Below are 20,838 nucleotides of genomic sequence, written 5' to 3'. Positions count from 1 at the left end.
AGGCCGCGTGGCAGGGGCGGCACCTGATGACCGAGGTGGGCGTCCCTGAGAGTCCGGGTCTCAGGCCTCGTGCGGTTCCACGTGGAACAGCTCGGTGCCCAGGGCGACCTGCTCGCCGGCGGTGGCGCCGACGCGCGCGACCACGCCGGCGTACGGCGCCTTGAGCGCGAGCTCCATCTTCATCGCCTCCATGGTGCCGAGCACCTGACCCTCCACGACCTCGTCGCCCTCGGCGACCTGGACCGCGAGGACCGTGCCCGGCATCGGGGCGGTGAGGGTGCCGTCGGCCGTGCCGGCGGCGGCGAGCGAGAACGGGTCGCGGCGCCCGAAGAGGAACCGCTGCCCGCGCCACGCCACGTCGACGAAACCCGCCTGGGCGTTGACGAAAGCCGTCACCGGGTGGTCGTCGACGTCGAGCCGCACCACGTGCAGCGCGGCGTCGTGATGGGTGACCTGGTGGACCTCGTCGCCGTCGGTGACGGTGCCGCCGGCGAGGTCGACCGACAGGGGGCGGTCGAGCTCGACGCGCATCGCGGCCGGCTCGCCGCCGAGCCGCCAGCCGTCGGAGGTGAACGGGCCCGGGCGCGCGCTCGCCCGCGCGACCCACGCGTCGGTCCACGCCGCCACGACACGGGCGGGGTCGTCGGCGGGGGCGGGCACCTCGTTGCGGTCGAGCCACGCGGTGTCGACCACCGAGTCGCGGAACTCCTCGCTCGCCGCCAGCGCGCGCAGGAAGCCGGTGTTGGTGGTCAGCCCGAGGATGCCGGTGCGGTCGAGCGCGTCGACCAGCGCACGGCGCGCGGCCTCGCGGTCCGGCCCGTGGCCGATCACCTTGCCGAGCATGGGGTCGTACGCCGTGGTGACGGTCTGGTCCGGCTCCAGGGCCTGGTCGACGCGGACGCCGGGGCCCTCCGGCCAGCGCACCAGGGAGGCCTGGCCCGCCTGCGGGAGGAACCCGCCGAACGCGTCCTCGGCGTAGACCCGCGCCTCGATGGCGTGGCCGACGATCGTCACGTCGTCCTGGGTGAAGGGCAGCGGCTCGCCCTCGGCGACGCCGAGCTGGAGGTCCACGAGGTCGAGCGGCTCGCCCCCCACCGCCACGGCGAGCTCGGTGACGGGGTGCTCGACCTGGAGGCGCGTGTTCATCTCGAGGAAGAACACCTCCTCCCTGCCGTGCTCGCCGGCGACGAGGAACTCGACCGTGCCGGCGTTGGTGTAGCCGACCTCGCGCGACAGCGCCACCGCCGACTCCAGCAGCGTGCGGCTCGCCTCGTCGGACAGGCCGGGGGCCGGCGCCTCCTCGAGGACCTTCTGGTGCCGGCGCTGCGCGGAGCAGTCGCGGTGGAACAGGTGGACGACGTGGCCGTGCGCGTCGGCGAGCACCTGCACCTCGACGTGACGGCCGCGCTCGACGTACCTCTCGACCAGGATGGTGTCGTCGCCGAAGGCCGAGGCGGCCTCACGCCTGGCCGCGGCGATCGCGTCGTCGAGGTCCTCGGCCCGGTGGACCACGCGCATGCCCTTGCCGCCGCCACCGGCGGCCGCCTTCACCAGCACGGGGAAGGGCGCGTCCTCTCCCCTCGGGACCACGGGCACCCCCGCGCGCTCGGCGATCTCGCGCGCCCGGTCCTTGCGGCCCATCGCGTCCATCACGTCCGCGGACGGGCCGACGAAGGTGAGGCCGGCCTCGGTCACCGCGCGAGCGAATTGTGATCGCTCTGACAAGAATCCGTAGCCGGGGTGGACCGCGTCGGCACCGGTGCGCCGCGCGGCGTCGAGGATGGCCTCGATCGACAGGTAGGACTGCGTCGCCGGGGTCGGCCCGATGCGCACCGCGACGTCGGCCGCGCGCACGTGCGGGGCGCTGCGGTCGGCGTCGGAGTAGACCGCGACCGTGCGCAGCCCCCGAGCCTTGGCCGAGCGCATGACGCGCAGGGCGATCTCGCCGCGGTTGGCGACCAGCAACGTCTGGATTCCCATCACACATCCCTCAGGACTGAGCTTGCGAAGGCCTGACCGAGGAACCGGCGAAGCCCTGGTTCCTCCGAACAGAAGGAGGGCGCGGCGCAGCCGCACAGAGCCCTTGAGGCGCTTCGCGCCGTTGCTTCGCGCAGCGACATGTTCACATCCTGAAGATGCCGTAGGACGGCGTCGGTCCAGGGGCGGGCACGAGCTCGTGGGCGGCCGCGGCCAGGCCCATCCCCACCACGCGGCGCGTGTCGGCGGGGTCGATGATGCCGTCGTCCCAGAGGCGGGCGGTGGAGTAGTAGGGCGAGCCCTGCTGCTCGTACTGCCGGCGGATCGGGTCCTTGAACGACTCCTCGTCCTCGAGCGACCACTGCTCCCCGCGGGCCTCGATGCCGTCGCGGCGGACGGTCGCGAGGACCGACGCGGCCTGCTCGCCGCCCATCACCGAGATCCGGGCGTTGGGCCACATCCAGAGGAAGCGCGGGTCGTAGGCCCGGCCGCACATGCCGTAGTTGCCCGCACCGAACGAGCCGCCGATCACCACGGTCAGCTTGGGGACCACCGAGCAGGCGACGGCGGTGACGAGCTTGGCGCCGTCGCGGGCGATGCCGCGGTTCTCGTACTCCCGGCCGACCATGAAGCCGCTGATGTTCTGCAGGAAGAGCAGCGGGACCCCCCGCTGGTTGCACAGCTCGATGAAGTGGGCGCCCTTGAGGGCCGACTCGGAGAACAGGATGCCGTTGTTGGCCACGATGCCGACGGGGAACCCGTGGACCTTCCCGAACCCGCAGACCAGCGTCTCGCCGTACAGCTCCTTGAACTCGTGGAACCGGCTGCCGTCGACCACGCGGCGGATCACCTCGCGCACGTCGTACGGCGTCCGCGCGTCGGTCGGGACGACGTCGTAGAGCCCCTCGGGGTCGAGCGCCGGCTCCTCCACCGTGCCGTCGGCCGCGCCCGTCGGGACCGCAGGCAGCGTGCCCACGATCGACCGCACGATCGCCAGCGCGTGCGCGTCGTCCTGGGCGAGGTGGTCGACCACGCCCGAGGTGCGGGCGTGCACGTCGCCGCCGCCGAGGTCCTCTGCGGTGACGACCTCACCGGTCGCGGCCTTCACCAGCGGCGGGCCCCCGAGGAAGATCGTGCCCTGGTTGCGGACGATGACGGTCTCGTCGGACATGGCCGGGACGTAGGCGCCGCCCGCGGTGCAGGAGCCCATCACCGAGGCGATCTGGGGGATGCGGCGGGCCGAGAGGTTGGCCTGGTTGAAGAAGATCCGGCCGAAGTGCTCGCGGTCGGGGAACACCTCGTCCTGCATCGGCAGGAACGCGCCGCCGGAGTCGACGAGGTAGACGCAGGGCAGCCGGTTGGCGGCCGCGACCTCCTGCGCCCGCAGGTGCTTCTTGACCGTCATCGGGTAGTAGGTGCCGCCCTTGACGGTCGCGTCGTTGGCGACGACCACGCACGTGCGGCCCTCCACCTGGCCGAGGCCCGTGACGATGCCGGCGCTGGGGACCGCCCAGTCGTCGGCGTCGGCGTACATCCCGTACGCCGCCAGGGGGCTCAGCTCGAGGAACGGGCTGCCCGGGTCGAGCAGCCGGTCGACCCGGTCACGGACGAGCAGCTTGCCGCGGTCGGTGTGCTTGCGGCGTGCGGACTCCGACCCGCCCTGCCTGGCCGTCGCGAGGCGCTCGCGCAGCTCGTCGGTGAGGTCGCGCATGCTCCCCGGGGCTGTGGTCATGGGCGCAGGCTATCGGCGTCGCCGCGCGGGCCGTCAGGAAGGCGAGCCGACCGGGGCGAGCCGGGCGGCGACGGCGAGGCCGTCGACGAAGTCGTTCATCGCGTGGCCGGAGTGCCCCTTGACCCACTGGAAGGCCACGTCGTCGCGCTCGTTGACCAGGTGGATGAACGGCTCCCACAGGTCCCGGTTGGCGACCGGCTTCTTCTGGGAGTTGGTCCACCCGCGCGCCAGCCAGCCGGCCCACCAGCGGTCGCGGAAGCAGTTGACGACGTACGTCGAGTCGCTCACCACGAGCAGGGGCCCCTCGAGGGCGGTGACCGCCTCGAGCGCGGCCCGGATCTCCATGCGCTGGTTGGTCGTCACGGCCTCCGAGCCCGAGGCGTGGGTCGTCCGGTCGGTCGCCCAGGCCCAGCCCCCACGGCCGGGGTTCCCCGCGCACGCGCCGTCGGTGTAGACCGTCCGCGCGCCCGGCAGGGCGACCATCGGGCCGCTGCGTCGGCGCGTCGGCGCGGGGCGCGCCGGTGCTGCGGTGGGGGCCGGGGCCGCCGGCAGGTCGAAGAGTCCCTGGTCCGTCACCGGTCCAGCCTAGGCCTTCGGGACCTCGGGTCCGGACCGCTGGGACTCAGCGCGCCGAGCCCCAGTGCACCTCCCAGGTGACGTTGTCACCGTGCTGCCGGGTCCAGAACGTGCGCCACGACGGGTCGCTCAGGTCGGGCACCTCGGCGCCGAGCAGGCCGGCCGCGGTCGGGTCCCCGTCGGAGACGTGGATGCCGGTGAAGGCACGAGGAACCTCTCGGGTCGTCGATCGATCTGCCGGGCCCGGACACCGGACGGGGGCTCGGGCCGGGTCCACCGTCTCGGTGGTCGGTCGCCGGCACGTGTCGTGGCCACGCGTGACGCGCCCTGACCAGGCGCTGATAAGGCGCTGATAAGGCGCTGGTCAGGCGCTCGGCAGCACGACCACCCACGGCACGTGCCAGCCGGCGACGTCGAGCGTGCCCGCGACGAAGTCCTCGGACGTGATCGGGTAGCGCCGCCCGCTCGCCGGGTCGTAGATCCGGACCTCGGCCTCGGTCGCCCCGGGGTCGGGCAGGACGAGCACGACGTGGCGCGGCGACCAGCGGTTGCCGACGTAGAGCGGGACGGCCTGCCCGGACGCGGCCAGCCTCGCCGTGCGGCGGAAGGCGGCCTGCCGCTGGCCGGGCAGGATCGGCTTCACGTCGTACGACGTCCCGCTGCGGCCGAGCTCGGCCGCGAGGGCCCATGGCTGCGTGCCCAGCGAGGTCGGCCACGGGACCTGGAGCCGCCCCGCCACGCTGCGGGCCCTGCTCGTGGACCGGTGCATCGCCAGCGCCTCGCGGGCGAACCTGTCCTGGGGGTCACCGGCCGCGGAGACCCCGGCCAGCGCGTGGGTCCCGTCGGCGACGAAGGAGGCGTAGGCCGGGTCGGTGAGCATCCGCGCGACCACGAGCACGCTCGAGCCGCACGTGGTGGGGTCCGGCTGCACCAGGCCCGCCGCCAGCGCCCGGTCGGCGGGACCGCCGGAGGAGTCCGTCGGCACCCCTCCAGCGTCCCACCGCGGGGCGGGTCAGACCAGGGTCAGGCCAGGGTCGAGCTGTCGATCACGAAGCGGTAGCGGACGTCGGAGGCGAGGACGCGCTCGTAGGCCTCGTTGACCTGGTCGACGGGGATGACCTCGACCTCGGCGGCGATGCCGTGCTCGGCGCAGAAGTCGAGCATCTCCTGGGTCTCGGCGATGCCGCCGATCGCCGAGCCGGCGAACGAGCGGCGGCGGCCGATCAGCGAGCCCACGCTCAGGCTGACCTTCTCCGGCGGGGCGCCGAGGTTGACCAGCGTGCCGTCGACGGCGAGCAGCCTGAGGTAGGCGTCGACGTCGATCGGGGCGCTGATCGTGTTGATGATCAGGTCGAACCGGTTGCGCAGGTGCTTGAACGTGTCCGGGTCGGAGGTGGCGAAGTAGTCGTCGGCCCCGAGGCGCAGGCCGTCCTCCTGCTTCTTCAGCGACTGCGAGAGCACGGTCACCTCGGCGCCCATCGCGTGGGCGAGCTTGACGCCCATGTGGCCGAGGCCGCCGAGGCCGACGACCGCGACCTTCTTGCCCGGGCCGGCGCCCCAGTGCCGCAGCGGGGAGTACGTCGTGATGCCGGCGCACAGCAGCGGCGCGGCAGCGGCGGGGTCGAGCGAGTCGGGGACCCGGACGACGAAGTCGGTGTCGACGACGACGTGGGTGGAGTAGCCGCCCTGGGTCGTGGTGCCGTCGCGGTCGGTGGCGGCGTAGGTGCCGATGGCGCCCTTGGTGCAGTACTGCTCGTCGCTCCGCTTGCAGTTGTCGCACTCGCGGCACGAGTTGACCAGGCAGCCGACGCCGACCCGGTCGCCGACCTGGTGGGCGGTCACCTCGGACCCGACCTCGGCGACCGTGCCGACGATCTCGTGGCCCGGCACCACCGGGAACGGCTGCGGGCCCCAGTCGCCGTTGACCGTGTGGATGTCGGAGTGGCAGATGCCGGCGTACTGGATCTCGATGAGGACGTCGCGGGCTCCGACCTCACGGCGCTCGATGGTGGTGGGGGCCAGGGGCTCACCGGCCGCCGGGGCGGCGTAGGCGTTCACGCGCATGGGGTTCTCCTAGGGACTCGGGTCCTCCCAGTCTGCCCCGAGGGCCCGGGTCGCCGAAGGGCGCGGGTGACACGCTGCAGGGGTGAGCCCGCTGGTGGACGTCGACTACCTGGTGGTGGGCGCCGGTGCGATGGGGATGGCGTTCACCGACGCCCTGGTCGACCACGACCCGACCGCCCGGGTGGCGCTGGTCGACCGGCGCGACGGGCCCGGCGGGCACTGGCGCGCGGCGTACCCCTTCGTCCGGCTGCACCAGGCCTCGCAGTTCTACGGCGTGGCCTCCACGGTCCTCGGCGGCACGGTCCAGACCGAGGGTCCCGAGGCGGGCCTGCACGAGCGCGCGACCCGCAACCAGGTGTGCGACTACTACGACCGCGTCCTCGCCCGGCTCGAGGGGACCGGTCGCGTGCGGCTCTTCCGCGGCGCCGAGCACGACGGCCGGCGCTCGTTCCACGTCGACGGCGTGGTGCACGAGGTCCCCTCGTCCTGCCGGGTGGTCGACGGCCGGCTCCTGTCGCCGCTCGTCCCCGCCGAGGTGCCGGCGCCGTTCGGCGTCGACGGCGACGTCCGGGCCGTGGCAGCCAACGACGTGGTGGGGGTCGACGCCGACCGGTTCGTGGTGGTCGGCTCCGGCAAGACCGCGACCGACACGATCGTGTGGCTCCTGCGCAGGCGGGGGCTCGACCCGGGCGCGATCACCTGGGTCCGCCCGCGTGACCCGTGGATGCTCGACCGCGCGCGCATCCAGCCCCGGCCGGAGAGCTACCTCGGCATGGTGGCCGACCTCCTGCACCACGCCCTCACCGCGCCCGACCTGCCGTCGTTCTTCCTCGCCCTCGAGGAGTCCGGCACGATGCTACGGATCGACCCGGCGGTCACCCCGACGATGGCCAAGGCCCCCACGCTGGGGCGCTGGGAGCTGGAGCTGCTGCGCACCGTCACCGACGTCGTACGTCTCGGGCACGTGCGGCGGGCCTGCCGCGGCCGTCTCGAGCTCGACGAGGGCTCCGTGCAGGTCCCGCCCGACGCGGTGGTCGTCCACTGCGCCGCGGACGGCCTGCGCAACCCGCCGATGGTGCCGATCTGGACCGACGAGGTCATCACGCTCCAGCCCGTGCGGGCCGGGTTCCCCTGCTTCGGCGCCGCGATCACGGGCTACGTCGAGGGGACCCGTCGGCGTCTCGACGACGCGGTCAAGAACGCCCTCTGCCGGCCCTCCCGCTTCGGCAACTCGCTGCAGGACTGGGCGCGCATGAACGTGCAGGGGCTGCGCAACACCGCGGCCTTCCGCGCCGCGCCGGACGTCGCGGCCTGGGCCGACGGCGTCGCGATCAACGCCTCGCGGGTCCCGCCCGACCACCCCGGCTCGCCCCAGCTCGACGAGATCCTGGGACGCATCGCCCGCGACGCCCCGGCCGCGGTGCAGCGGCTCGAGGCGCTCGCGGGTTGAGCCCGGCTGCGAGGCTGGGGTCATGCGCATCCTCTTCACCGGCGGGTCCGGCAAGGCCGGGCACCACGTCGCGCCCTACCTCGCCTCGCTCGGCCACCACGTCACCAACGCCGACCTCACCCCGCTCGGCCACGACGACGTCGCCGACCTCCAGGTCGACCTCACCGACGCCGGGCAGGTCTACTCCGCGCTCGCGGGGCTCGCGACCTTCGACGAGCTCGAGCTGCCCGAGAAGCCGTCGTACGACGCCGTGGTGCACTTCGCCGCCGTCCCGCGGATCCTGCTCGCGCCGGACGCGACGACCTACGCCACCAACGCGCTGTCGACCTACCACGTCCTGGAGGCGGCCACGCGGCTCGGCATCCGCAAGGTGGTGTTCGCCTCCTCGGAGACCACCTACGGCATCTGCTTCGCGCAGGGCGAGCGCAGGCCGCTCTACCTGCCCGTCGACGAGGAGCACCCGACGGTGCCCGAGGACTCCTACGCGATGTCCAAGGTCGCCAACGAGGTCACCGCCCGGTCGTTCCAGGCGCGCACCGGTGCCGACGTCTACGGGCTGCGGATCAACAACGTGATCGAGCCGCACGAGTACGCCGAGATGTTCCCGCCCTTCCTGGGGGACCCCTCCCTGCGACGGCGCAACATCTTCGCCTACATCGACGTGCGCGACCTCGGGACCATGGTGGAGCGCTGCCTGGCCACGGACGGCCTGGGCTACGAGGTGTTCAACGTGGCCAACGCCGACATGTCGGTGGCCGCGACCACCGCCGAGGTGCGCGAGCGCTTCTACGACGGCGTCGAGGTCCGCAAGGAGATGGGCCGCGACGAGACGTTCTACGCCATCGACAAGGCGCGCTCGCTGCTCGGCTGGGAGCCGCAGCACTCCTGGCGCGACGTGCTGGACGACCCGCGGGCCTGAGTCACGGGCTGCGGGTCAGCGTGCCGGTCACGTCGATGACCGTGTGCACGCCGCCCGACGTCGTGTCGACCGCGCACGTGAAGTCCAGCGTGCGCTGGCCACCCGTCGTCCTCGGGACCCCTTCGAGATTGGTGGCGCCCGCAGGACAGCCCTGCAGCGGACCCACGCGGTAGTAGCGGTCGGACAGCGTGAAGCTGTCCTCGCTGCAGTCCGAGCGCGTCTGCGTGATCGCCTCGTCCGACGTGGTCGTGACGGCGAACTGCGTGTAGGCCTTGGGGTTGTTGTCGTACTGGCTGAGGTAGTAGCTGTCGGCCTGCGACATCGGTCCGCTCGCCGCCTGCCGGCTGTCCTCGACGTGGGTGCACGCGGTGGCGTACGTCGTCTCGCTGTGCTCGTACGTGCTGACGTCGTAGGACCCGCCGTCGACCAGCCAGTGCTGGTTGCCGGGCAGCTCCTCGACGAAGCCGACGACCAGCTTGGCGCTCACCTCGGTCAGGTAGTGGGTGCACGGGTCGGTGCAGTCCTCGGTCACCGTCGATGAGTAGTGGAGCGTGCCGCTCCACGTGTGCTTGACCTTGGCGCCGCACTCGTCGATCCGGTCCTGGTAGTCGGCGCCGAGGATGGACTCCACGCTGCCGAGCCGGGCCGCCACGGAGGCGATGCGCAGCATCCCGGAGTACATCGCCATCGCAGGCTCCGCCCCGCTGAGGCAGTCGTCGTGGTCCTTGTCGAAGAACTTCCTCAGGATCTGCACCATGGCGTCCTGGCCCGCCGCGTTGAGCTGGTCGTAGCCGATCCGGTAACGGGTGTTGGTGCCGCCCTCGAACCCCATGACCATCATCCAGTGCCCCCAGTGGGTGTAGGCCGCCCACGCCTTGTCACCGTCGGCCCGGGTGCCGGTGGACGCCAGGGCCTTGTTGATGGCGGGCAGCACCCCGGCGACGAAGCTCTCCACCAGCAGGTCACCCATCTTGGTGCCGAACTGGGCCTCGGTGATCTCGCCGTCGCGCACCTGCCCCGCGAGGTCGTTCATCTGCGACTCGAGCGTCGCGTCGGGACCGACCGGCAGGTGCCCCTCGACCGAGGCGACCTGGGCGGAGGTGCCGCGGGCCTCGAGCTCACCGCTGAAGTGCTCGACGCGGAAGCGGATCGACCCGGCCGGTGCGGTCAGGCCGGGCAGCTCGCTGTTGTCGGGGTAGCCGTGGACGTTGGACCCGCTCTTGTCGAAGGCCAGCGTCAGGTCGTGCTGGCCCGCCGGCGTGGTGAGCCGGCTCGGGTCGGCGGGGGTGATGGTGAGGATGGCCGGCTGCAGGAGCTGGAGTCCGCTCGGCTCGAGACGCGCTCCCGCCACGAGGCCGCCGGACAGCACCGCGGGGTCCACCGAGGCGATCGGGGTGAGGGTGATCGTCGTCGGCGCCGGCAGGGCGTGGCTGGGGACCGACAGGCTGTAGGTCGTGCCGTCGGGAGTCTTCACGGAGAGCGAGCCGGCCGTGCCCGGTCTCATCGCCACCGACTTCGCCGAGGCGGTCCTGAACGTCATCGGCATCGTCAGGGGGTCGGGCGCCGGGGGCTTGGGGCGCACCAGCACCCGGGTCAGGACGGCGGTGGAGGCCCGACAGTTGTCGGACTCGTTGCTCTCGGCGACGACCCGGGTGACGTCCGCGCACCCGAGGACGTAGTAGTAGCCCTTGGCGGTGCCGGCCGGGACGGTGACGGTCGTGGTGGCGGTCGCCGAGGCGCCCGGACTCAGCCTCGGGACCGAGCTGCGCCCGCTCAGGACGACGTCGGTGCTGCTCCGGCTGGTGTCGCGCGAGAGCAGGAAGCCGGTCCGGCTCGAGCCAGCCCGGGCGGTGCCGACGTTCTTCACCCTGCCGGAGACCGGGAACGACTGGCCCGGGGACCGCGCCGCCGCCTTGTCCGAGACCGCGCGCACGACCAGGTCGGGTCGTGCCTGGGCGACCGCGGGGACCGTGCCGCACAGGGCCGCGAGGAGAGCCCCCACCACGACGAAGGCCCAGCGAGAGTGCGGGGATCGACGGGCCATGGCCACTCCCGAGTGCAGGGGCGCCCGCGGATCGCGCCCGACCCCAGCACGATGGCACCGCGACCCGCGGCCGGACAGGGGCGATGGTCCTCGCCCGACCGCCGGCCCTGGCCGGGCCTAGGGGGCCACGCCGACCAGCGCGGCCGACCGCTCCCAGAGCCCGTCGACGAGGTCCTGCCGCCGCGCCTGGCGGTTCTCCAGCCCGTCGGCCTTGAAGCGGCTGTAGTAGCGACCGCTCGCGGACGGACCAGGACCCGCCTCGGCGAGGGCGACCAGCGGCGCCGCGCCGTCCTCGACCGAGATCGTCGCGAACCGCTTCAGCGGCGAGCGGTAGAGCAGCCCGACGACCCACGAGTCGCGGCCGAACGAGCTGCCGACCGGCCCCGGGTGCACCGCCACCGAGTCGATGCCGTCGCCGGCCCAGCGCTGGTGGAGCCCGCGGGTGAACAGGATGTTCATCAGCTTGCCCGTGCCGTAGGCGGGGAACTCGATCGCTCGCCGGTGCTCGTAGTCGAGGTCGTCGAGCACGATGCGTCCCATCAGGTTGGCGACGCTCGAGGTGGTGACCACCAGGCTCGACCCGGCTGACGCGAGCTGGGGCCGCAGGAGATGGGTCAGCAGGAACGACGCCAGGTGGTTGACCTGGAAGTTGGGCTCGTGGCCGTCGGGCGTGCGCTGCTTGGGGCTGAACGTGCCGCCCGCGTTGTTCATCAGCACGTCGAGCCGCTCGGTCCGCTCGGCCACCTCGCCGGCCAGCCGGCGTACGTCGTCGAGGCGGGAGAAGTCCGCCACCAGCGGCTCGGCGCCGACGGCCTCCGCGACCGGCCGCAGCTTGTCCGCCGACCGTCCGGTCACCAGGACGCGGGCTCCGCGGGCGTGCAGCACCCGTGCGGCCTCCGCGCCGATCCCGTCGCTCGCGCCGGTCACCAGGACCGTGCGGCCCGTCATCGTCTGGTCGTCCATGGTGACGAGCCTAGGAGTCGGACCCGAGCCGGACGCATGGAGCGCCCGCAGGAGGGCAACGCTCACCCAGAGGGAAGGGAGCAATCCATGAGTGCAACCGCCACCACGCCGACCGCAGGTGAGCAGGGTCCGGCCGGCGCGTTCACGGCCGTGCTGAACGCCGCCGTGGGCGGTGCCGCCGCGAGGCTGGACGAGCAGGTCACGAGATGGACGGGCAAGCTCGGGGGTGTCGCGTCGGGCGAGGCGGCCAAGCTGACGGCCAAGGGCGCCTTCCGAGCCGCGCTCCGGGGGGCCTGGGCGGCGGGTTCACCCGCCGTGCGAGCCGCCGTCGTCACCGCCGTGGTGGCGACGATCCTGCTGCTGCTCCTCTCACCGGTGCTGCTCCTGGTCTTCCTGCTGAGCCTGCTGGTCATCGCGGCCGTTCAGCGTGCCCGGCAGGCGGCGCACTGACGCCGGGGATCATCCGAGACGGTCGGCGAGACCGGTCGCGCGCTGGGCGCGGCGGGTGACCGCCGCGCGGATCGCGGCGTCGCTGCCGACCACCCGCACGCGGCGCCTGGCGCGCGTGACGGCGGTGTAGAAGAGCTCGCGGGTCAGGACCAGCGAGCCGGACTCGGGCAGCAGGACCGTCACCTCGTCGAACTGGCTGCCCTGGCTGCGGTGCACGGTCATCGCGTGGGCCGTGGTCACGTCGGCCAGCCGGCCGGTCGGCAGCACGCGCCCGGTCGCGGAGCGGCCGTCGTCGACGACCGCGACCAGTCGGCCGTCGGAGGAGGTGCACGCGACCCCGGTGTCGCCGTTCCACAGGTGGAGGCCCCGGTCGTTGCGGTCCACGATGAACGGCCGGCCGGCGTACCACTCCGGCATCCACGTCTCGCCGGAGGCGGTGAGCAGCATGCGCTCGGCACGGTGGTTCCAGGTGCTCACGCCGTAGGCGCCGTCGCGGTGCGCGCACAGCAGGCGGTGGGCGGCGAAGGCCTCGAGGGCACCCCGGTGGTCGCCGGCCGCGGCCGCGGCCCGGAGCCCGCCGAGCCGGTCCGCGAGCAGGTCCTCGACCTCGGCCGTGGTCGCGAGACCGACCTGGCCCTCGTCGGGGTCGTCCGGCTCGACGCCGTCGTGCAGCATCGCCAGCACCTCGTCGACCTCGCCCGTCTGGATCGCGCCGGCCAACGCGCGGATGTGGCGGCCGAAGCGGCGGGCCTGCCGGAGCCGGCCCACCGGGCCACCGGCCGCCTCCCAGCCGCGGACGAGGTCGCCGAGCACCGCACCCGCCTCGACGGAGGCCAGCTGGTCGGCGTCGCCCACCAGGACCAGCCGCGCCCCTGGCCGCATCGCCTCGAGCAGCCGCGCCATCAGGGTCAGGGACACCATCGAGGTCTCGTCCACCACGACGAGGTCGTAGGGCAGCGGGTTGGACCGGTCGTGGCGGAACCGCGTCGAGGAGTCGGGCCGCCAGCCGAGCAGCCGGTGCAGCGTCGAGGCGTCGAGCGCCTCGATGCGCGCCCGCCGGTCGGCGGCCGGCCCCGAGGTCTCGCCGTGCCCGGGGAAGTCGGGGTAGGACGTGGCCTCCCGGACGGCCTGCGCCATGCGGGCGGCGGCCTTGCCGGTCGGCGCCGCGAGCGCGACCCGGAGCGGTCGGTCGCCCGCGACGGCGGCGAGCACGCCCAGGAGACGGGCGACCGTGGTGGTCTTGCCCGTGCCTGGACCGCCGGTGATCACGCTGGTGAGGTGACGCCCTGCCACCTCGGCCGCGCGGCGCTGGTCGTCGAAGTCGAGCGTGGACCGCTCGGGGAAGTACGCCGCGAGGGCGGCGGCCAGGGCGTCCTCGTCCACGACGTGCGCGTGACCGGCGCGGGCGAGCAGGTCGGCGGCGACCTGCTCCTCCTCCTGCCAGTAGCGGTCGAGGTAGACGTGGGTCTCCCGTACGTGGAGCACTCCGGCGTCGACCAGGGCGCTCGCGCCGACCGCCTCGACCCACGGCCCGGGGTCGGGCCACGCGAGGGTGCCGGCCCACCCCTCGGTCGTCCACGCGGGCTCGGCCTCGTGAACGCTGGTGAGGTCGAGCCGGACCGAGCCGCTGCGGACCGCGCGCACGGCCAGCGCGGCGGCGAGGACCACGGTCTCGTCGCTCTCCTCGACGAGGGTGGAGACGCGCCTGGCCACCTGGACGTCGGCGGCGTCGAGGACGCCGGCGGCGTTGAAGGAGGCCAGGAGCCCCTCGGCGGCCGACGCGAGCCGCCGGTCGTGCGGCTCGAGCACGGGGAGCCCGGTCGCCACCGGCAGGGCAGGGGTGTCGGTCATCGCGGGCTCCCGTCGAGCAGGTCGCTGAGGTCCTCCACCAAGCCGACGGGCGGACGCCAGGAGAAGACGCCGCAGGGCCGGCCCTGGACGACAGGGGTGTCCGGTCCGCACATGCCACGCAGGTAGAGGTAGGCGACGCCGCCGAGGTGGGTGTCCGGGTCGTAGCCGGGCAGCCGCCACCGCAGGAACCGGTGCAGCACGACGGCGTAGAGCAGCGCCTGGAGGGGGTAGCTGGAGTGCGTCATCGCCGCGGCCAGCCGGTCGGGGGTGTAGTGACCGGACGTCAACGGCGTCGGGGGGTCGGTGAAGGGGCCGAGCCAGTTGGTCTTGTAGTCGACGACGACGTAACGGCCGTCGACCCGGGCGACGAGGTCGACCGAGCCCGAGAGGTAGCCGAGCAGGCGCTGGGCCTGGTGGCCCGGCGAGTCCAGCACGTCGGCGTAGGGCAGCAGCGGGTCGCCCTCGGGGAGGTGGCGCCGCAGCAGGGGGCCCGCGGCCGACAGCGGCGAGGCTCCGACGGGGCGGTCGCCACCGCCGAGCGGCAGCTCGAAGTCGAGCTCCTCGAGCCGGTCGCGCTTGGGGATCGTGGCCAGCGTGCGGCCGCCGAGCAGGGGCCCCAGGGGGCTGGTGCAGACCGCGACGAGGGCGTCGGCGAGCTCGGTCGTGCCGACCGCGACCGGCCACCTCACGCGCTGGGTCTCGATGTGGCGCGACAGCTCGGCGTGCAGGTCGCCGGCGTGGTCGGGCGCGTCGGGGTCGGCGTCCTCGAGCACGGCGTGGACGAGCGAGCCGAAGGTCGCCCCGCTGGGCAGCTCGCCCATCGGCGAGGGGACGCCGTCGGCCGCGGTGAGCTCCTCGACCAGCGGCAGCGCGGGCTCGTCCTGCTTGGGCGTGGACTCCGGCTCGCTGGCGAAGCCCGGCCGCTGCTCGGCGCTGCCCGCGCGGGCGTCGCCCTCCTCGGCGGCGCGGCTGAGCCCGGTGTAGGAGGTGCGGCGCCAGTCGCGGTCGACCCGCCGCGTCCACCGACGTGCCTCCAGGGTGGCGGCGTCGAGCGCCGCGGCACGGACCGTGGTGCCCGAGACCGACACCCGCTCGACGCGCGGACCGCCGTGGTCCTGCCAGGCGCGGGCCCGCGCGACCGCCTCCGCGTCGGTCGGCACGGCGGGGCGTGGCTCGGGCGGCCCGGAGTCGCCGGGCCGGCGGCCCATCAGGAGCCGATGCATCGCCGAGGTCGCGGTGTTGTTGCTCGGGAACCACCAGGTGACCAGCTGGCACTGGGCACGGGTCATCGCGACGTAGAGCAGGCGCAGCTGCTCCTGGGCCAGCTCGTGCTTGGCCTTGGCGACGTGGGCCGGCACGGCGTCCTCGCCGGCGACGTCGATCGAGCGCGAGCCGTCCTCGGCGTGGAAGAGCGGGAACTCCTCCTTGCGCTCCCAGTAGTCGGCCACGAACGGGAGGTAGACGACGGGGTACTGCAGGCCCTTGCTCCCGTGGATCGTCACCAGCTGGACCGCGGCGGCGTCGCTGTCCAGACGCCGGGTGCGCTCGGTGTCGGACTCGCGCTCGGCCTCCTCGCGCTGCTCGCGCAGCCAGGTCAGCAGGCCGGTGAGGCCGACGCCCTCGCGGGTCATCCGGTCGTGGAGCAGCTCGGCGAGGTGGCGCAGGTCGGTGAGGAGGCGTTCGCCGTCCTCGACGTCGAGCACCCGCCGGGTCAGACCGCCCTCGCTCACCGCGACCTCGAAGACCGCGGCGACTCCTCGCGCGCGCAGCAGCTCGACCCAGTCGCGCAGGCGGTCGCCCAGCCGCTCGGTCAGCGGCTCACCGCCCTCGGACAGCTCGGCCGCGCTGTGGCCGAGGAACGCGGTCAGCGCCGCGGCCCGCACCCGCTCGGGCCGGTGGGGCTGCTCCAGCGCCTCGAGCAGGACCAGCCAGTCGGTGCCCGCCTCGGTGGTCACGACGTTGCCCGACCCCGCGACCACCGAGCGCACCCCCCGAGCCGCCAGCGCCACGTGCACCCGGTCGAGGTCGGCCCGCTTGGCGGCGAGCACGGCCACATCGCCGGGCTGGAGGGGCCGGTCGGTCTCGCCGTCGCGGAAGGTCCCTCCCGAGGACAGCAGTCGCGCGACGTCGGCGGCCACGTCGTCCGGCACGACCTCGCGGACCGCCTGCATGGCCAGCGGCTTGGCCCCCGCACCGCCGCACTGCTCGCGGTCGAGCAGCCGCAGCCGGAAGGGCGAGGGCTCGGGGAGCCCGGCCAGGCGGCTCCCCTCGTGGGCCGCGGTCACGGGGCGCACCACGATGTCGGTGCCGAGCTCGGCGTCGGCGAGGAAGGCGGTCAGCGAGGCCACCAGGGGCTCGTCGCTGCGGTGGTTGGTGCCGAGCGTCAGCTCCGCGCTCGCGGTCTGCTTGGCCTGGAGGTAGGTGTCGACGTCACCGCCACGGAAGGCGTAGATCGCCTGCTTGGGGTCGCCGATGAGCACCAGCGTCGCGTGGCCGGAGAACGCGCGGTCGAAGACCTGCCACTGCACCGGGTCGGTGTCCTGGAACTCGTCGACCAGGACGAGGGACCACCGACCGCGCATGCGCTCGCGGGCCGGGGAGTCCTCGGCCTCGAGCGCGTCGGCCAGGCGGCCCAGCAGGTCGTCGTAGGACAGGACGCCGAGGCGACGCTTGCGCACGTCGATCTCGCGACGCACGGCCTCGGCGAAGCGCAGGCGCGTGCCGGCCGTCGTCTCGGCCGTGGCCGCCCGGGGCTCGAGGGTGGCCCGGGGGTCGCCGACCGCGACCTTGGCGATCTTGGTGGCGTCGCGGCGGCTGAAGGCCGGGGCGGTGTCGCCGGGGGCGAACTTGCGGACGTAGAGGTCGTCGACGACCTCCTCGCGCAGGTCGTCGAGGTTCTCCACGAGCACGGCCGAGCGGTCGCTGTCGCCGGCCACGCCGAGACCCGCGAGCACGAGCTGGCAGAACTGGTGGATCGTGGCGATCGTCGCGGCATCGAAGTCGACCAGCGCCTCGCGCACCCGGCGCAGCCGCTCGACCCGCTCGGTCTCCTCGACGTCGGTGAGCAGCTCGAGCAGGCCGTCGCCGGCCGGCCCGCCGGCCAGCGCCCGCTCGGCCTCGACCAGACGCTCGCGCACCCGCTCGCGGAGCTCCTGGCTGGCCGCGCGGCCGAAGGTCACCACGAGCATCCGGTCGAGCGGCACGTGGCCCTCGACCACGTGGCGGGCCACCAGCGAGGCGATCGTCCAGGTCTTGCCGGTGCCCGCGCTCGCCTCGAGCAGGGTCGTGCCGGTGGGGAGGGCGCCGCAGACGTCGAAGGTCGCGGGCCCCGGTCGCAGCGGGATCACGTTGCTCACGCGTGTCTCACCTGCTCGTGCTCGAAGACCGGGTTCCACAGGAAGCACGCGAGCCGGGCCAGGCGGTTGCGCTCGCTGCGGGGCCCGGGGTCGTCGTCGAGGGCGTCGGTGAGCAGGACGTCGACCGGCGCGCGGACGCCGTAGACCCGGACGTGCTCGGGCGCCGCGCTCTCGCCCGGGACGACGGCGTTGTCGTCGTGGTCCCACTCGCGGCGGATGGGCCAGTAGTCGCTCTTGTGGTGCAGCCGCGCCTCGGCGAGCTTGTAGGCCGTGCGGGGAGGGACCGGGAGGGGCTCTCGCAGGCCGCGGCGCTGGAGCGCGACCAGCCCGGCCAGGAGACCGGCCGCGTCGGTGACCCCGCCCATGCGGGACACCTCGGCGGTGCCGGCCCGCTTGACCCAGCCGTAGGTCGCGGTGGTCCAGGCGCGGTCGGGGTGGGCGGCACTGAGCGCGAGCAGGTCGAGCCACGCCCGCCACCGGTGCTTGACCGACAGCGACCCGAACGCGACCCGGACGACCGTGTCGCCCCGGACGTCGGGGACCACCCCGGTCAGCCGGCACGGCACGCCGTCGACGACGAGGTCGACGGTGACGTCCACCGCGGTCGGCGTGACCTGCCGGTCACGGGCGCTGGCGGAGTAGAGGCCGTTGACCTGCTGGGTGACGTCGCGGATCGCGGCGAAGCCCAGCCCGGCCGGCGGCAGCTGGCCGCGGGTGAGCTCGGCGTTGCAGACCGTCTCGAAGTCCTGGCCCGCGACCGCGCGCGCCAGCATCCGGTCGCCGAGGGCCCAGCGCTGGAGGTGGTCGAGCTCGACGGGCATGCGGTCCTCGACGGCGTCGTGCTCGGCGGGGAGGCCGGCACCCAGCCCCTGGCGCAGGAAGCCCCTGACCGGGCTGAGGTAGAACCGCTGCAGGTCCTCGAGGGTCACCACCAGGCCGCCGTCGGTCGGTCCGTCGAGGTCGACCGCGGCGCGGCCCTCGGGCAGGGGCGCCGCCAGGAACGGCGGACGGGGCCGGCGCTGACCGACGACGGCACGGGCGCCCTCGAGCGCGGCGCGGTCGAAGGAGGTCGCGGCACGCTGCGCGCCGAACGCGTCGGGGTCGAACGGCTGCAGCCGGTGGTGGGTCAGCACGCCGGTCCGCGCCCCTGGAGCGGTCAGGTCGAGCGCGTCGAGGAGCTCGCCGAGCGGCACGGCAGGCGGCCGCTCCTCGTTGCTGTGGATCGAGCGTCCGGTGTAGGTCACCACCAGGGTCGTGCCGGCGGCCAGCACCGCGTCGAGGAGGAGCTGGCGGTCCTCGCCGCGCGGGTCACGCTCGCCGGTCACGGGGTCGCGCAGGAGGACGTCGTCACCGTCGGCGACGGTGTTGCGCGGGAACACCCCGTCGTCGAGGCCCACCAGGCAGATCACGCGGTGGGGCACCGAGCGCATCGGCACCAGCGTGGCGACCGTCAGCTCGCCGGTGCGGAAGTTGGCGCGGGTCGGGCGCGGCTGGGTGTGCTGCAGCAGCAGGCGGCGTACGTCGGCCAGCCGCAGCGTCGTGCCGTCGCCCGCCGCTCCGCCCTCGTCGAGGATCGAGGCGACCTGGCGCTCGAGCTCGGTGCGGATCCAGCCGTCCCTCGGGGCGACGTCGGTCACCGCGGTCACGCCGTGGAGCAGGGCCGTGCCCCACTCGGTCAGCGTGCGGGCCGACCGCAGGGCCTCCACCGTCGAGCCCAGGCGCTCGACCAGCTCGGCCAGGCGGCCGGCCAGGTCGATGCCCGTGCTGCCGACGTCGTCGAGCGGCAGGCGCCGGCCGACCAGCACGTCGCCCTCGGCCATCGCGGCGCCGAGGAGCACGCGGTCGAGCCCGGCCTGCCAGGTGTTCTGGGGGAAGCCGACCATCGCGAAGTCGGCGCGCAGGGCGGGGGTCAGCCCCCAGCGCACGCCCGAGCGCTCCGTCCAGGCGCGCAGCTCGCCGACGTCGTCCTCGTCGAGGGCGAAGCGCCGCCGCACGACGTCCTCGGCGACCAGGTCGAGCACCTCGCTGGCGGTGGCCCTGCCGCCGGCCAGCTCGACCAGCCGCAGCGCGGTCTCGAGCAGCGGGTTGGTGCTGCCCAGACCGCGGTCGGCGAGCCGCACCCGCAACTGGTGACCGGGGTGGCCGTCGGCGCCGACGGAGTCCAGGAGCCCGAACGTCGCGGAGAACAGCGGGGCGTAGGCCTCCACGTCGGGACACATCACGAGGATGTCGCGGGGCTCGAGGGTCGGGTCGTCCTGCAGGAGCCCGACCAGCACCTCGCGCAGCACCTCGACCTGGCGTGCCGGGCTGTGGCACGAGTGCACCTGCACCGAGGTGTCGCCGACCGGTCGCGGGCGGTCGCCGAGCCGCGCGACCTCACCGGCGTCGAGGTCGCCGCGCAGGTCGTGCTGCAGCAGCTGGAGCAGGGTGGCGGGCCCCGACGCCCCCGGCGCCCCCGACGACCCGGACGACCCGGACGACCCCGACGATCCGGCCGCTCCGGCCGGTGGCGCGTGGACGGTCTCGACCTCGGGCGAGAGCAGGCTCAGCGAGCGCTGCAGCTCGCGCGAGTCGCGTCCCAGCGAGGACAGGAGCCGGTGGTGCAGCAGCCGACCCCCCGCGTCGTCGCTGCGGCGGACCGGTCCGGCCGCGGTCTCCTCGACCAGTCGCTCCCACCCGGCCGGGGAGGCCTGCGGCAGCCACAGGTGCACCTCGCGGACCTCGCCGACCGCGCGCAGCAGCTCGAGCTCGGTGCGCGGCATGCGGGTGTGGCCGAACATCGACAGCCGGTCGGGCAGCGCGAGGTCGGCGCCCCCGCGGATCGCCTCCACGACGGCGGCGTGCCGCTGGTCGGGGGCCGGCACGTCGCGCTCGGCGAGGAGCCGGCGCCACAGCTCGGGCTGCCAGCGGAGGTCCTCGGGCAGGACACCGCCGGCCCCGTCGGTGTCGCGACCCACCCGCCAGTCGGAGACCAGCTGCGGGCGCTGCACGGCGTAGGAGGAGAACAGCCCGGCCAGGCGACGCGCGACGGCGTAGCGACGGTCGCGCCGGAGCTCGTCGAGGGGGTCGGCTCCGCCGTGGCCGAGGTGGCGGGCGAGCGTGGCGCACCACGGCTCGTCGAGCGAGCCGTCGACCACCCGCAGCAGCGGCCACACGAAGCGGTCGGGGTCCCACGGGTCGTCGTCCTCGGTGCCGGTCAGCATCGCCACCAGCGAGCGTGGGTTGAGGAACCGGACGCCGGCGCACACGCCGTCGCCACCGCGGGGCCCTGCCCCGAGGTGGTGCGACAGCCGCTGGGCCAGCCAGCGCTCCACCCCCTTGGCGGGGACGACCACGACCTCCTCGGCGAAGGGGTCGGGCAGCAGCGCGGCCAGGAGCTCGGCCAGGCCGTCGGCCAGCACGGTGGTGTCGGTGCCGCGATGGAGGTGGATGCTCATGCCGCCACCGCCCTGACCG

13 protein-coding genes are annotated in these 20,838 nt (G+C 74.2%); 3 read left to right on the top strand and 10 right to left on the bottom strand.

Translation table 11 applies throughout. The features are described from left to right. Positions 1–60 precede the first annotated feature (60 nt). The 5 genes from J2S63_RS10175 to J2S63_RS10155 all read right to left on the bottom strand — a co-directional run bounded on the left by J2S63_RS10175 (position 61) and on the right by J2S63_RS10155 (position 6,349). A complete protein-coding gene (locus J2S63_RS10175) occupies positions 61–1,980 on the bottom strand; it encodes an acetyl/propionyl/methylcrotonyl-CoA carboxylase subunit alpha (protein ID WP_310301788.1) in 1,920 nt (639 codons plus the stop codon). Positions 1,981–2,122: 142 nt separating this feature from the next. After that, the gene (locus tag J2S63_RS10170) at positions 2,123–3,709 is read right to left on the bottom strand and encodes a carboxyl transferase domain-containing protein (RefSeq protein ID WP_310301787.1); all 1,587 of its coding nucleotides are present in this window, start codon (positions 3,707–3,709) and stop codon (positions 2,123–2,125) included. 33 nt (positions 3,710–3,742) lie between these two features. Further along, a complete protein-coding gene (locus J2S63_RS10165; RefSeq protein ID WP_310301786.1) occupies positions 3,743–4,285 on the bottom strand; it encodes a ribonuclease H family protein in 543 nt (180 codons plus the stop codon). 364 nt (positions 4,286–4,649) lie between these two features. Beyond that, positions 4,650–5,270: a hypothetical protein gene (locus J2S63_RS10160; protein ID WP_310301785.1), complete on the bottom strand. Its 621-nt coding sequence runs from the start codon at positions 5,268–5,270 to the stop codon at positions 4,650–4,652. Positions 5,271–5,308: 38 nt separating this feature from the next. Then, on the bottom strand, positions 5,309–6,349 hold the full coding sequence (locus J2S63_RS10155; RefSeq protein ID WP_310301784.1) for an NAD(P)-dependent alcohol dehydrogenase: 1,041 nt from the start codon (positions 6,347–6,349) through the stop codon (positions 5,309–5,311). An 82-nt stretch (positions 6,350–6,431) separates the two neighbouring features. Between J2S63_RS10155 and J2S63_RS10150 the strand changes: the two genes are divergently transcribed. Together J2S63_RS10150 and J2S63_RS10145 are read left to right on the top strand one after the other, a co-directional pair. Beyond that, positions 6,432–7,799 (top strand): NAD(P)-binding protein, encoded by a 1,368-nt coding sequence (locus J2S63_RS10150; protein WP_310301783.1) that lies wholly within the window; start codon positions 6,432–6,434, stop codon positions 7,797–7,799. 22 nt (positions 7,800–7,821) lie between these two features. Beyond that, entirely contained in the window at positions 7,822–8,718 is an 897-nt protein-coding gene (locus tag J2S63_RS10145; protein ID WP_310301782.1) for an NAD-dependent epimerase/dehydratase family protein, read from the top strand. Position 8,719: 1 nt separating this feature from the next. On the opposite strand, the gene J2S63_RS10140 is transcribed toward J2S63_RS10145, so the two are convergent. After that, positions 8,720–10,762 (bottom strand): CARDB domain-containing protein, encoded by a 2,043-nt coding sequence (locus J2S63_RS10140; protein WP_310301781.1) that lies wholly within the window; start codon positions 10,760–10,762, stop codon positions 8,720–8,722. Between the two features lie 117 nt (positions 10,763–10,879). Further along, on the bottom strand, positions 10,880–11,725 hold the full coding sequence (locus J2S63_RS10135) for an SDR family NAD(P)-dependent oxidoreductase (protein ID WP_310301780.1): 846 nt from the start codon (positions 11,723–11,725) through the stop codon (positions 10,880–10,882). Between the two features lie 87 nt (positions 11,726–11,812). Here J2S63_RS10135 and J2S63_RS10130 point away from each other — a divergent pair, with 87 nt between their 5' ends. Then, positions 11,813–12,175 carry a hypothetical protein gene (locus J2S63_RS10130; protein WP_310301779.1) on the top strand — a complete coding sequence of 121 codons (363 nt, stop codon included), beginning with the start codon at positions 11,813–11,815 and terminating at the stop codon, positions 12,173–12,175. A 9-nt stretch (positions 12,176–12,184) separates the two neighbouring features. On the opposite strand, the gene recD is transcribed toward J2S63_RS10130, so the two are convergent. Genes recD through recC form a run of 3 tightly spaced genes read right to left on the bottom strand, consistent with a single transcriptional unit; the run spans position 12,185 to position 20,819 of the window. Further along, on the bottom strand, positions 12,185–14,026 hold the full coding sequence (gene recD / locus J2S63_RS10125) for an exodeoxyribonuclease V subunit alpha (protein ID WP_310301778.1): 1,842 nt from the start codon (positions 14,024–14,026) through the stop codon (positions 12,185–12,187). After that, positions 14,023–17,382: a UvrD-helicase domain-containing protein gene (locus J2S63_RS10120; RefSeq protein ID WP_310301777.1), complete on the bottom strand. Its 3,360-nt coding sequence runs from the start codon at positions 17,380–17,382 to the stop codon at positions 14,023–14,025. Before J2S63_RS10120 ends, recD begins: the two co-directional genes overlap by 4 nt. Then, positions 17,379–20,819: an exodeoxyribonuclease V subunit gamma gene (recC, locus tag J2S63_RS10115; RefSeq protein ID WP_310301776.1), complete on the bottom strand. Its 3,441-nt coding sequence runs from the start codon at positions 20,817–20,819 to the stop codon at positions 17,379–17,381. Before recC ends, J2S63_RS10120 begins: the two co-directional genes overlap by 4 nt. Positions 20,820–20,838 lie beyond the last annotated feature (19 nt).

Origin of the sequence: Nocardioides marmoribigeumensis (assembly GCF_031458325.1) — a bacterium.
Lineage (GTDB): Bacteria > Actinomycetota > Actinomycetes > Propionibacteriales > Nocardioidaceae > Marmoricola_A > Marmoricola_A marmoribigeumensis.
The sequence above is the reverse complement of the archived record's forward strand: the minus strand, read 5'-3'. Positions and strand labels throughout refer to the sequence as shown.